Annotated in this window: 8 protein-coding genes; all 8 read right to left on the bottom strand. The window is 53.7% G+C overall.

The window, feature by feature from the left end; genetic code table 11:
- Positions 1 to 7: 7 nt before the first annotated feature.
- On the bottom strand, positions 8 to 835 hold the full coding sequence (locus tag F556_RS0121055) for a carbohydrate ABC transporter permease (protein WP_020618979.1): 828 nt from the start codon (positions 833 to 835) through the stop codon (positions 8 to 10).
- Between the two features lie 18 nt (positions 836 to 853).
- A complete protein-coding gene (locus tag F556_RS0121060) occupies positions 854 to 2,770 on the bottom strand; it encodes an outer membrane protein assembly factor BamB family protein (protein WP_020618980.1) in 1,917 nt (638 codons plus the stop codon).
- A 99-nt stretch (positions 2,771 to 2,869) separates the two neighbouring features.
- Positions 2,870 to 4,516 (bottom strand): ABC transporter substrate-binding protein, encoded by a 1,647-nt coding sequence (locus F556_RS0121065; protein WP_020618981.1) that lies wholly within the window; start codon positions 4,514 to 4,516, stop codon positions 2,870 to 2,872.
- Positions 4,517 to 4,774: 258 nt separating this feature from the next.
- On the bottom strand, positions 4,775 to 5,887 hold the full coding sequence (locus F556_RS0121070; RefSeq protein ID WP_245583109.1) for a GntR family transcriptional regulator: 1,113 nt from the start codon (positions 5,885 to 5,887) through the stop codon (positions 4,775 to 4,777).
- Between the two features lie 121 nt (positions 5,888 to 6,008).
- Positions 6,009 to 8,405: an alpha-L-rhamnosidase-related protein gene (locus tag F556_RS0121075; RefSeq protein WP_020618983.1), complete on the bottom strand. Its 2,397-nt coding sequence runs from the start codon at positions 8,403 to 8,405 to the stop codon at positions 6,009 to 6,011.
- 163 nt (positions 8,406 to 8,568) lie between these two features.
- On the bottom strand, positions 8,569 to 9,645 hold the full coding sequence (locus tag F556_RS34735; protein ID WP_020618984.1) for an alpha/beta fold hydrolase: 1,077 nt from the start codon (positions 9,643 to 9,645) through the stop codon (positions 8,569 to 8,571).
- 44 nt (positions 9,646 to 9,689) lie between these two features.
- A complete protein-coding gene (locus F556_RS36480; protein WP_169447619.1) occupies positions 9,690 to 11,798 on the bottom strand; it encodes a beta-galactosidase in 2,109 nt (702 codons plus the stop codon).
- Between the two features lie 36 nt (positions 11,799 to 11,834).
- The gene (locus F556_RS0121090) at positions 11,835 to 13,385 is read right to left on the bottom strand and encodes an extracellular solute-binding protein (protein WP_020618986.1); all 1,551 of its coding nucleotides are present in this window, start codon (positions 13,383 to 13,385) and stop codon (positions 11,835 to 11,837) included.
- Positions 13,386 to 13,511 lie beyond the last annotated feature (126 nt).

A 13,511-nucleotide genomic window follows, 5' to 3' on the forward strand; every position in this document is an offset into this window, starting at 1 on the left:
CCCTCCTCTACAGCTTCAATGCGCCTTGTGTCATGCCTTGAATATAATATTTCATGCCGAAAGTAAAAATCAGCAACAACGGGATGGACGAGATCGCATACGCTGCAAATTGAGGGCCCATATCCGTAATGCCGAACTGCTTTGTAAAGATGGTTAGCCCCACGGAGATAACCTGCAGGCTGCTGTCCTGAATCGTCAACAGCGGCCATATATAATCATTATAAACGCCGACCGATTGCATGATGAACAGCGTTGCCAGAATGGGGAGCGAGAGCGGAAGCACGATTTGTGCAAAAACGCGGGCTTCCGAAGCGCCGTCCATACGGGCTGCCTCGAACAATTCCCCCGGCAGTCCAGCCATATACGTCCGGCAGAGGAAAGTGCCGAACACCTGGCCGCCGGCCGCGCTTGAGATGATGATCGCCCACGGCGTATTCGTCAGCCCCATATTCTTGTACAGCACGTACGAGGGAATCAAGGTGAGAACACTGGGAATCATCATCATAGCCAGCATCATAAGGAAAAGAACATTTTTGCCCGGAAATGATTTCTTGGCGAACAGGTAGCCGGACAGTGCGGACAATAAAATGACAGCGAGGCTCCCGCTCACAGCATAATACACCGTATTAACCACGTACCGCCAAATGCTATGAAATGCATCGATATAATTCGACCATCGAGCGGGCGAAGGCAGGGCCCAGAAATTGCCGAGGATCTGGGCATTGCTCTTGAGCGAGCTCAAAATCATGAATAAAATCGGAACTAGCGTCAGAAAGACAAGCAGAGCCAGCAGCACAATAATGGCTAATTGTCGGATCTTAAAGGACTTCAACATAGAACAGCCTCTCCTTCCTTAGTCTTCCGACGATCTGATGAATCGCATACTGAGTATCGTGATGACCAGGATGACCGCAAACATGCTGACACCCAGCGCGGATGCGTAGCCAAGGTCGTTGAATTTGGTCGCGGCATAATACATCTGCAGCGCGGGAACGTAGGTAGAATCCATCGGTCCGCCCCCGGTGACGATCAGAATACCATTGAAATCTTGAATGATGCCGATCAGCCCCATAATGATCAAAAACTTGAATTGGCCTGCCAGCAAGGGCAAATGAATCGACCGGATGATCCTTGGCAAACCTGCGCCGTCCATACGGGCTGCTTCCGTTAGTTCATGAGGAATGGCCAGTAATCCTGCATAGAGGACGAGCAATTGCAGGATGCCCACGAAAGGAAATCCGATAAAAATCAGCGCCCACAACGCGGTATTCGGATCTCCCAGCCAGCCGTGCGCCCAAGAGCCTAAGCCGATTAATTGCAGGAAGTGGTTGAACAACCCCATATTCGGGTCGTAAAAGTTCTGCCATATGAGCAACCCTGCTACGCCGGGAATGACCATCGAAGCCGTAAATGCAGTGCGGAATCCGTACTGCAAGGTCTTGCTCCGCAAATGGTAGATTAATTCCGCAACAATCAGCGGGGGAATTATCGCTTTTATAAGTCCGGTGACGATCAGGATCATCAAATTCCCGAGTCCCTTCAATACGTAAGGGTCTCGGACCATTCGCTCAAAATTGTCAAGGCCGATAAACGTGGTCTTGCCGCCGGGCTGCCACTGGTATAACGAATGGAACAATCCTGAGAAGGCCGGAAAATACATAAATATAAAGAGAAGCGCAAAGCTAGGGAGTAGTCCGGCGTATACCCATCTGGATCGCCATATTGCCTTAAACACACCAAATCGTTTCCGTTTTTTCAAATAGATCAACCAAGCCGTCACGAGAACGCCTACCGCCAGCGCGCCCGCAATCCAATAGATTAATCTCAATTTCGCCTGACTCTTCGCATCCGCGATGACGCTCCCGACATCAAGCGGCCGGATACTTCCATCCGCCTGGCCGGCGTAGAGAATCCTACCATCAGGTGAGAAAGCAACCGCCCGTCCGATCTGGCTGCCTTTAGACTCCCAGAGCTTGCTGCCATCTGTGTTGAATAAATAAAAGTATCCAGACAAATCCGACACAGCAAGTATTTGCTCTTGCATCGAGAAGGCGATCGAGGACACGTTGTCTCGTGTAGCCAGCGATTGGACCCTGGTACCTGTCTTGTCGAATAACTCGGCTTGCCTGGCATTTGTACCAATAGCCACCTCACCGTCATTGGTCACTGCCAGAGACTGGACTTGCCCCCCTGCGCCAAAACGACTTAGAAGCTTGCCGTCCTTATCCAGCAAATATACAAACTGATCGGCTCCCGCTGCCGCGATCCATAAGCCATTGGCCGACACCTTCGCCATCTTCAGAATCGAGTCCACCGGGTACGAGCCCGCAGTCTCGCCCGTTGCGGCATCAACCCGTACAACTTCTTTGTTGCGCTGCATCACCACGATAATGACCGAGCCGTCCGTCGAAGCGGAAACACTCTTCACCTGTCGCTTCATATCACTGTCCCAGAGAAGCTGTCCCTCCGATCCGTAAGCGTACAGATGTCTATCATCTGAGGCGACAAGCAGCGTTCCATCTTCGAGCAGATCAACAGCCGTAATGACATTGCCGGCGGTCGTTTCCATCAGCCGTTGGCCCTCCTGATCGAACACAACCGCTTTGGAACCATGACTCCCCATTGCCACGCGACTTCCATCCGCTGATACGGCAATCGAGGTAATATCCTCCGCCCCTTCGCTGGACCACTGTACTTGCGCCGAAGCATTCGACGGAGCGATTCCCAGAAGGAGCAGGATTGCCAATAGAATCCATGCTGTTCTCCTCATATGCCCTTCCTACCCTTCTCCAAAGCGATTGATCGACCAAAGCGCCCCACGCAAGTCCAATCTACACAGGCCGCCAAGGGCCTGTGTAGATTGGAGCCATTATTTATTGCGTACCGGCGGCCGTTTTTCCGGCGTGTTTAGATCCGACAACTCCAAATTCCGCTCTTTGAGCGCGGCTTCAAAATACGTATCGATGTTCGTTTGCAGCTCCTCCAAATATTGCTCCGTCGTAATGGTACCTGCAAAAAACTTTTGCACGCTGCCTACCCAGTCTTGAACGGAAGGCTGGTAATCCCACAATCCACGAGCCAAAATATTCGCTGCGCTGTCATATCCCTCCGTGTTGCCGATCGGGGCAAAATCCGCGAATGCGGCCGTCATCTCTTCCGGAAGCGTAATGTCCTTCAGGGCCGGTGCCCCATCCAGGGAAGCATCGGGACTGTTCTGAATCGCTTCGACGTAAACGAGGTACCCCTCGGGGCTCGTCAGGAACATCATGAAGTCCATATTCAAGGCGTTCTGCTCCGCCGATTTGTTGACGATTCCGTAGGAGCCTACTGGAATCTGAATTGTGCGCGCCGCCCCCTTCACTTCCGGCCCTTCCATGGAAGGCATGTTAAAAAATCCGTAATCGAACGGCTCGACGCCCCCGGTAGCGCCCGTCTTCTCTTCATCAGAGAAATCCTTGGGCAGCTTCCAATACGAACCCGGGGTAGACATCATCGTGGCAGCCTTGCCCGTCAGGAACAATTGGTACGCTTGCGTGTCCTTCACCCCGAAGAAGCCATCAGGCGTGTAGGAGAACAAGGTCTTCAGATTTTCGGAGTAGGCAGCCCATGCAGGGTTGCCCGCCACTTGAAAAGGTCCTGTTTTCTCCCGGATGGCCTTCCAGGCCCGTAGGGCATTCTTCGTCACTTTACTGTTTGCATCATTATAGGGATCGCTCGGATCATAAGACCAACTATCATCCACTTCTGGCAAATAGGTATAGTCCTGCGGCTCGGAGCGCGTAACGGTAACGAAGTCCCGCAGGTACTGGTCGGCGTAGATCCGGGCCAGCCAACCGGCCGTACTGCTCCACATCGAGTTCGCGTCTCCCGCCAGTCCGAGAGGAATATATCCGGCGGCCTTAATCTTGTCAAAGGCTGCAATCAATTCATTGAAGGTTTTCGGCGTCTCGGTCACACCTGCTTTTTCGAAAATCTCCTTGTTGTATACCCAGACAATCTGGACGGATTCAAAGTTCAGGTTCCACAGATGATCCTCCGCTCCAACACCTTCGAGATTAATACCCATGGCATCCAGATCAAATGATTCCTTCCACGCTTTGCCGGTGTAGGGATTTTCATTTTCGAAATAAGGATAAAAATCCACGAATTTCTGGTCATTGGCCAGGTTCAGAACCTCGTTGTTTGTAATGAGATCGACATCGGGCGTGCCCGCAGCAAATTGGGCCGTCAACCACTCTTTAAAGCCTTCCTGAGGCTTATGGTCAACTGTAACCTTAACGCCGGGGTTATGGGCCATGTAAGCTTGCGCAACAGCGTTCCACACCACGGATGAAGCATTGGGCAGCGAGATTTTAATTTCGCCTTCCAGACTGGACGCAGATGAATCATTTGTCGAGCCATCGGGCACAGGATCTTGCGGAGTCGTTTCCGGTGTGACGTTGTTACTACAGGCGGATAATAGTGCCGATACAACCAGCATAGTGATCAGCAGGATCATAAAGTTTTTCTTCCGCATGTCGTTCTCCCCTTATCATTTTTAAAATGTGGATAAAGCGCTTACTGATGATTCATACCTTTGTCGTCTCTGGGATTGCAAAGTATCCTTCATTTTATTTTGTATACTTTACATTTAAAAGTATACTCTACCGATCCATCCGTTGCAACATCTTTTTTAATGTGCCGTCACACACAAAAAAGGCTGTCCGCTCTCACGACAGCCTCTGCCCGCTCTTCTCGGCCTATTCACATCCCTGCTCAGCCTTCGCTTGAGCGCTTAGGAGGGGGCCGGCCCGGTGCTGCCCCGGGGAATCAGCGTAGGCACGATCTCGTCTTTTACGGGTTGCTGCGCCTCCTCTGCGAACTCGAATAATAGCATTTCCGCAGCGCGCTCTCCCAGCTTTCTCGTATTCTGGTTCACTGTAGACAGGGACGGATAGGCAATAGCACTGATGTTCAAGTCGTCATATCCCATAATACTGATGTCCCCTGGGACTTGCATCCCCGCCTTTCTGGCGGCATTCATGGCCCCAATCGCCTTATAATCGCTGGTTGCGAAGATGGCGGTGGGCGGACGCTCCAGCTCGATCAGCCGTTTGAAGCCCTCCGCTCCCAGCTCCATAGATTCCTGCTCCTCGTCCATGAAGACGACAAGCTCTGGTTCAAAAGGAATCTGATGCTGCGATAGAGCGAGCCGGTACCCTTGCAGGCGGAGCGAGAATTCCTGGTTAAGCTCCAATATGGACTTTCCAGTAAGAATCATGCCGATCCGGCGATGTCCCAGCGATATCAAGTGCTGGGTCGCCAGATATCCGCCGGTGAGATTATCTACAATGACATATGGAATCCCCAGGTGAGGGTAATAGAAATGGACCGTTACGATTCTCCGGTTCTCCTGTCGCCAGGCCGCAAGCCGCTCCATATCGAACGAATCGACAGCTGTGGTAGTCAATAGTACAATACCCGCCTGCGGATCTTCCGGCAGCTGATAGTCATCGCCTATATCCCAGAGGTGGAAATTCACGCCATTTTCCTCACACACCTCTTGGATGCCCTCGAACATTTCGCTGAAGAAGGGATGGCTGAACCGAGTCAAATCATGATTTAAGTGTGCAAAGAACAATGTTCGAATCGGCCGTGAGTCCGCATCTGCCGACTTCTCTTGGATAAAGCTTCCCTTCCCGCGAATCCGGTAGACATACCCTTCCTGCACAAGATCGGAGAGCGCACGGCGGGACGTAATTTCGCTGGTATTGTACTCCTTGGCCAGGTCGATCTGGGTCGGCAGTGGATCATGAGCGCGCAGCTCCCCGGTTTCAATCTTGCGTTTAATGTCGTTCATAATATATTGGTACATCGGTGTTTTATCCGATTTTTCCGATTCCATCATCCATCCCTCCTATGAATGGAATAAGTATACTTTAGAGGTTAGCTTTTCGCAACAGCAATAGACGGAAGGAGCATCGCTCGCTCTCCCTTCCACCTGCTGGATTCCGGTTCCCTCTACTGTCCTATGCGATGGAGATGTCCTCGCCTGCCCGGGTTGACCGAGCCTGATCCGGGAAGCGCATCACGCCGCTAAGCGAGATGATGCCGTCGGCTTCCGTCTGCTGCATCTGCTCCATATCAACCTCAACGGTGGCGAAAGCAGCGGGCACCGCGGCCTGTATAATCAGGCTCCCGTCCTCTTGCCTGTGCCATTCAATCCGCAGATCCCCATGCTTGGTCGGTATGACGCCTTCCGCCCAATCGATGCCCGGTGCAGGCGTTGGCCGGATCGCTACCTTGCCCGTCCCCGCTTCTGAGAGATCTGCGCCCAGGATCTCCCGGCTCAGCAGATACGTCGGAGACGCCCCCCAGCCGTGGGACAGGCTGACCGGGATGGAATCTTGCAGATAGGTTGGGGTGTGCCCCATGTATGGACTAGGGGTTGTGGGGAAGGGAAGCGCCAGATCGAACGTCTCCCACCAGGTTGTGGCGCCTCTCTCCAGCATGGCTCCCCAATAGCTCCTTATCAACCGCGTCGCTTCTTCGGCGAAGGCGTAGCGAAATAACGTTTCGAGCACGATATGGTAGAAGAACGCTCCGCGTATGGGCGGCAGGTGCCCGCCCGCGTACTGATCCTGCACGAAGGCGATGACTTCCCCCTCCTCCATAATCCCCGACCAGGCCGCGGCGAAGTTGGTTTGCGCGGTCACGCTGGAGGACAACCCCTCGTCTGTCAGACAATCGGCGTAGACAGAGGTGCCGGGCACGCGCAGCTGCGTCCGGATTTCCATACGCAGCCGTTCCGCCCGGCGGAGAAACGCACGCCCTAGCTCGGGTTCCTGCATCGTATCGGCCATTCGGGCGATGGTCTGCAAAAACTTGTAATAGTAGCAGGAGATTGCCGTCACGCGATCGCGTCTTTCGATGTCATCTGACCAATCGATAAAGCACCACCAGCCTTGGCGATCCGCCTTAGCAAACAAACCCGACTCGTCCTCCTGCTGTTCGAACCACGCAGCCAGGCGGACAGCATGCGGCCATATTTCCTGTAGGAACAAGTCATCGCCGGAATAGGCGTAATACTCCCAGGCGCCCAGCAGCCAAAAAGCACAGAAATCCGGCAGCAAAAACTGATTGCGATGCGGCCCGGTGCCAGGAATGGAGCCGTCTTTATTTTGAATTCTCGCCGCTTGCAGCAGCGATTTCCGGACAATATCCGGGTTACGATACGTTTGGTACACCACTTTGGCCATCACAACCGCGTCGGCCACCCACAAAGCGGCTTCGCGATGCGGACAATCTTCAAAATGGTGCTGGCTGTTGACCACCGTCGTATAACGCCCCGTTTCCCAGATGCGGTTTAACAAGTCGTCGCTGCAGCGAAAGGCCGGTTCTCCTTCGAACGGATAGTGAACAAAACGGACGTCCAGACGATGAACCTGAACCGCGGCGGGGGTCGCCATCGCCGCGATTTTCAAATAGCGGAATGCCCGGCGGCCCATCGGAGTCAAGCGGTTAAGCCCCTTCTTCAAAAGAAAGGTATCGGTCAGCAGCAGCTCCAGTGACTCGCCATAGAACAATTGTACAACTCCGCCTTCTTCCGCTTGAAGCTCCAGCTCCGGGAAGCCAACGATCTCCGAGCCAAAGTCATACGTAAGCTGCGGAAGGGAGCCGGGAGTCGAGGCATCCAGGACAACCACCTGCGCTTCCTTGTGGCCAAGCAACAAGGCCTCAGGCGTCTCCACCCTGCCCAAGTAAGATTCAGCCGCCACTACCGCCACCGGTTGTACCAACGTCTCCTGCAGCAGCGGAATCTCGCGAGGCAGCAAGCGCGGCCATGGCGCATCTGTCTGCTCCGTACGGGCGACGACGACGGCAGCCGGCCAAGCGGAGTCGTCGTAGGCTGCCAGCTCCCAGCCATCCTCCGCCTGGAGATCGATGATCTCGCGATAGCCACCCCACAGATGCAGCCGGCTTGCGTTCGGCTTCCAGCGGGGAGACCGTCGGCAGGGCCAGTCCGCGCCACTTGCAATCGAGCGTACCGGCACCTCAGCGTCAGATGCATCGAACAGATCGATCTGGCAGATCACCCCGCCCGGTCCTTGAAGCTGCTGCGTCACAATCTCTTCCTGTCCGAAATTATGAGCAATGATCGCCACAGCATTCGGCCCGTTATGCAGACAAGCCCCAATATCATAAGTATCGAATGACATCCACGACAGATCGGCGGGTGCCGGCCCCCTTCCCAGTTCATGGCCATTTATATATAACCTGTACGTTTGATTGGCCGATATCCGCAGGACGGCGCGAGACGGCAGCGATGCCAGGTCGAACCGTTTGCGAGTTTCCACGTAGACGTTATTTTCCTCCAATCCTTCGCTTGCCCATATCCATGCTGCTTGCCATTGTGCTCTATCCATAAATGACACCCTCCCACTGAGTGGATCAAAGAATATAAAAGTATACTTACTAAAATCATAATATACTTTTATCTATTGATCCGCAACAACTATAAGTTAGGGTGCCAATTTTCGACAAAAAAAGCGGTGAGGCAGATAAACCGCACCTGCCTCACCGCTTCTCTCATTCACTCAGCCATCGATTTGCAAAGTCGTACGATTGCTCACCGTTCCATACATGTCCGCCTGCAAAAACATGATGGACGAAACGATCTCCCGCCCCTGTCAATCGGTAAGCTCGAGCAGTAATCTCCACCTGCTCTGTCACGTTATCGACTCCCCGCTCGCCGTTCAGCGGATCCTGATCCCCCGTTTCGATCAGCAGGGCCCGCGGAGCGATCAGGGCAGCGACATCGCCCATATCTACATGCTCCCACAGCCCGGGGACGTAGTTGCAGGAGCAGTTGTACAACTTCAACAAGGCGTCTTTGTATCCGTAAAAGTAGCCGCTGACGATGGCGCAGCTCACCCGCTCATCAAGCGCCGCCAGCCACAGCGTCTGTAATCCCCCGCCTGACAACCCGCAGCAGCCGATATGGTCCTGACTGATGTCCTGCCGGGTCCCGATATAGTCGATAAGCCGCTGCAGATCCCATGTCCACATCCCAGTAAGCGATAATCCCATGCTGATCGCCATGACATTCAGGTGGTTGCAAGTACTGGACATAAACACGTGTTCCTCGTCGCCTTGCCCCGAGGATTCTCGACGTTCCCCGAATCCTCGGGCATCCGGGCAGAGCACGATATAGCCCCTTCGGACAAAGGACACGCCATAGTCGGTATGCTCGGCTTCGATTCGTTCCGCAAGCGCGGGGATATCCGTGCGGCCTGCAGGAGAAAGCTTACCCGCCGTGCCGTGACCGTGCGCAGCGATCATGCAAGGACGGCGCTCTCCTGGCTGCAGATCGTCCGGAAGGAGTAGGTAGAATGGCATCCACACGTCCGGTTCGGTCTGGATTAGCCATTTCTCGCGGCGATATCCATCCTCCTGGACGGTTTCCAGACGTTCAGGGAGCAAGTCGCACATCTCCATCCGGGCGATGCCGATCAAGTCGCTCAGGGCAGCCTTCACCTTCGTCTTCCAGGCCTCGTACTCCTCCACATCCGACGCCTCGAATTTTAGCTTCCTTGCCTCCCTGTCGAACCTGCCGACCAGGCTTTTCATGGCTGTATAGTAGGTCTTCGTAGGCACCGTTCGCATGTAACTACCTCCAGGTCACTTGATTCAAGTCAATAATTCACGCATTAAGGCAAGACATACAGGCGCCCCTCACCCGGAGCAAAGGATGAAGACAACTGACCGGTGGCGGCATTATAGTTGGTTGCCGTCTCCAGTCCGGTCGATTGGGATACTTCGGTCACCGAAGCCGGTTGCGTGGATAAAACAAACGAAACGGTTCTTGCATTCGCCGTATCCCGGTTGACCACCATGACATATTCTCTGCCGCTGGCGTTTTTGAAGCTGCTCACAATGAGAGGCTGCGTCAGATCGACCGGCTGCCAGAAGAAGCTGGATGGCAACGCTGTTGTCGACTCCGGCAGCGTTCCGGTATGATACACCGCCTGCGAATCAAGTGTAGTCAGCGTAGGGCCGATCTGGAGCAGCGCAGCGTTAATTGTCTTCGCCCATGTATACAACGGCCCCTTGGAGCCATCAGGGAGAATAATCCCGTCATGGAATGACTCTCCTTGCCCGCTCGGCGTCTCGTACGTAAAATAATTGATGCCTTTGGCACCATATGCCAGACTGGTATAGACATTATACCTCAACTCATTTTCAGAGGGCGAACGCAAGCCGTCCGTAATCCCGACGGATTGAATATAAGTCCAGAAATCAAGCGACGCCATCTGCGCTTGTCGCCTTACAATCTCAAGATTAGTGTAATATTCGCCGCTGAAGCCGCCGCTAGCGCTGAACGGATAATGATCAAACATCAGCACATCCGGCTTCTTGCTCGCCCACCGGTACACATAATCTTCATAGGAGAAAGGCAGCAGATTTTGGTTCAAAGCAAACCAAAAATCGCCGTTGATCGGTGTCCCCGAAGCGTAAGCCGTCCCGTCCTTCTCCCATTTCGTGCCGCTGGTGGAACGAATAACCCAGCCAACAGCGTTGTCTCCGCCCCCGCCATGGGTCAATTCCCAATAGTATTCGGTATTCGGGCTCACCACTGCGTTAATCTCAAAGCGGGGGAAACTCGTAGCCGAGCCGGACAAGGTGCTCTGTCCGAGCAAGGTAGTCTTCGCAGGTGAGTCCCATAGCTTGAGCGTCAACGGTTCGTTGCTTCCCCACTGGCTATTGTCGATATAGAGCTGAATCGTCGAAATCTGAGTCGTCCCCGCATTTGTCTTGAATGACTGGCCCAACGCTCTGTCCGGCGTAACGTATTCGCCAGTCCGATCGCCGAATCCAAGATTGGCTGCGTAGGTCGGCAACAGATTGACGTAGGTCATGTGGTTCGGATCAGCCTGTCTGAACTTCTCCATCGTTCCGTGCAGCCCGGTCATGGCCGCAGCGGAAGGCTCATCCATGAGATTATAGCCGAGCAGCCCCGGATTGGAGGCATAGTGGGAGACAATATCGTTCACCGTGGCCGTCGAAGGCTGCGCAACGCCGCTATACATCTTCTGTCCATAATTCAGCTTGAACCAGAAGTCGTAATTACTCAGCGCCGTTCCATTCTGATACGCCGTTCCTCCGGCGTATACATCGGACGTTTGGCCGACGACCCAGCCAATGCTGGAGGCGCTGTCACTCGTCAGTTCCACATAATAGGTCGTATTCGGTTCGAGCCATTTGTAGAGTTTGAACACAGGATAATTGTCTGCTACCGGACCCGTGATGTTATCCGAGCCGATTAGCACGTCTTTACTCGGCGAGGTGTACAGGCTCAAAGTCAGCGTTTTGCCTGCCGTCCATTGCGACTTGTCGATATAGAGCTGGATCGTATCGATGGCCACATCCGGCTCGTCGGGCGTCGTGAACGTCTGGCCGAGCGAATAAGCGCTCGACACGTATTTGCCGTCATTTCCTGCCGTTTGGCTGACCGTGAACTTGTAGGATCCGAGCCGGTCATCCTGGACGATACACCTCAACCCTTGAGCCGCACATTGGGCCAGCGCCGCATCATTCTGAGCATACGAGTATACACCGTTGGACAGCAGTACATAGGTAGCATTCATTTCTTTAATCTCCTGGTACTTGGCGCTTGTGGTCTCCTCGGGGCCGGGCGACCAGAAGATGCCGATTGGAAACGGATCAACCTGATGAACGGCAGCCTGTGCAGAAGTCCCTCCAGTCAGGCCTGCCAGGGCAACGGACAATGCAGCGATTGTTTTGGTCATCTTGCTCATCTTACGTATCATACTCATCTCCCTCTTCGCTCCTGATCAATGGAGCAGATTCATTTCTTGTAACTGCAGGGTTGCTTCTTCCAGCAATTTCTGTCCCCCTGCAAGTAGCCACTCCTGCTTGAACGCCTCGTAATCGCTATCCTTACCAAGAATGTACTGGATATCGAAGGCTCGGGTAAGGTGCCTCAGCTCCGACAATACTTGCGGATCCAGGTTTAGCAATTCGTGATAATTAGGATAGCTTTCCATTAGGATTACCTTACCATCTATCTCCAGCTGTTTGTCGTCCGCAGCACCGGGACTGTCCGTCTGCCCCTCAAGCACCCGGTCCTGGCTAGTCGCAACCCACGCCCCCCAATCATGCGCACCGATCATCTCTTTCCGGTACGGATCATTTTTCATACCAATGAATTTGGCACCGTTTGGTAGATTACTGACCGTCTGGCCGTTCACGCCGACGCCCCAACGAAGCGCCCAATACCCTGCGGTCGGATAAACGGTCGAGTCGATGAAGGTCAGGATTCGTTCCATTTTCACCGGATCACTGGCAGCCTGCGCAGATACGGTCAGCATTCCTCCTGCAATTGGAGAAGGTGGGCGTTTGCCGCCGAGCTCCGAACCCGTGGGGATCGGGATCGCATCCCACCACTCCACCGTCCTACCCGTCGCGCCGGTCGCCTTCTCTGCTTCCTGGACGATCACCCCTGGATAGTGGACCATGCCGATTTGACCGCCGAACAACTTGGGCTTCCGCTGCTCCCAGCCTTGCGTGTACCAATCGGGATCGATGAGCTTTTCTTCAACGATCGTCCTCATGAAAGTCAGGAATTGCAAATGCGTGCCATTAACAATGCCGTGTTGGACGGTGCCGTCAGGACCGATGTGAAAGCCACTCTGACCATACATCGACTCAAGCACGCTGATTTCGCCTATATCGCTCCCTGCCCCTGCGGAACTGATTCCCCAGGTATCGTCTTTCCCGTTGCCGTCAGGATCGTCATACGTAAATTTGCGAAGGACCTCCAGCAGCTCGCTATCCGTTGACGGAGGATCAAGCTGAAGTGCATTCAGCCAGTCCTTACGAAGCATTAGCGTCCAGGTGAACGCATCCGGCATTTTGGGAAGACCGATAATGTTGCCATCTTTTGTGGCAAAGACCCTCATCTGGTCATTCCACGTACTGGTTACATTGGGGAGCTTGGACAAGTAAGGCGCCCAGTCGTCTAGGACAAATCCTTGGTTATGCAGCTGGGTAATCAAGTTGCGGTCCCATGTAAAGATAAGATCGGGCGGCTCATTGGAAGCGAAACGGACAAGTAGTTTGCTCTCCAAATCGCCAATCGACATCGCGTTCAACGTCATGTCAATTTGAAATTGATCCTCCACCCATTTCTTCCAGGGATCATCCGCATCGGTCGGTACATTGGACCATCCATTGAGCATCATTTCCAGCTTGATCTTACTCTCCGAGGGATTCGTTTCCGGGCGATTGCTCGTTTCCACCGGTTCATTCTTCTCCGAGCAGCCTGCACTGCTAACGATCAGCAACAGCACGCAAGCGATGATCAGCAACCATAGCTTCTTCATCAGTTAACTCCTCTGTGATGTGTATTCGTGGATTCACCTCCTCTGTTGATGGATCACTTTCATTATATAGAGGAGCGAAATCACGCTATAGGACAGGACATTGCGATAAAGGAACGGATCTTGCGA

This window comes from Paenibacillus daejeonensis DSM 15491 (genome assembly GCF_000378385.1).
Lineage (GTDB): Bacteria > Bacillota > Bacilli > Paenibacillales > Paenibacillaceae > Paenibacillus_D > Paenibacillus_D daejeonensis.

Excerpts from the sequence above, each read along its gene's own strand:
- F556_RS0121055 (WP_020618979.1), bottom strand. The coding sequence starts at position 835 with ATGTTGAAGTCCTTTAAGATCCGACAATTAGCCATTATTGTGCTGCTG.
- F556_RS0121060 (WP_020618980.1), bottom strand. The coding sequence starts at position 2,770 with ATGAGGAGAACAGCATGGATTCTATTGGCAATCCTGCTCCTTCTGGGA.
- F556_RS0121065 (WP_020618981.1), bottom strand. The coding sequence starts at position 4,516 with ATGCGGAAGAAAAACTTTATGATCCTGCTGATCACTATGCTGGTTGTA.
- F556_RS0121070 (WP_245583109.1), bottom strand. The coding sequence starts at position 5,887 with ATGATGGAATCGGAAAAATCGGATAAAACACCGATGTACCAATATATT.
- F556_RS0121075 (WP_020618983.1), bottom strand. The coding sequence starts at position 8,405 with ATGGATAGAGCACAATGGCAAGCAGCATGGATATGGGCAAGCGAAGGA.
- F556_RS34735 (WP_020618984.1), bottom strand. The coding sequence starts at position 9,645 with ATGCGAACGGTGCCTACGAAGACCTACTATACAGCCATGAAAAGCCTG.
- F556_RS36480 (WP_169447619.1), bottom strand. The coding sequence starts at position 11,798 with ATGAGCAAGATGACCAAAACAATCGCTGCATTGTCCGTTGCCCTGGCA.
- F556_RS0121090 (WP_020618986.1), bottom strand. The coding sequence starts at position 13,385 with ATGAAGAAGCTATGGTTGCTGATCATCGCTTGCGTGCTGTTGCTGATC.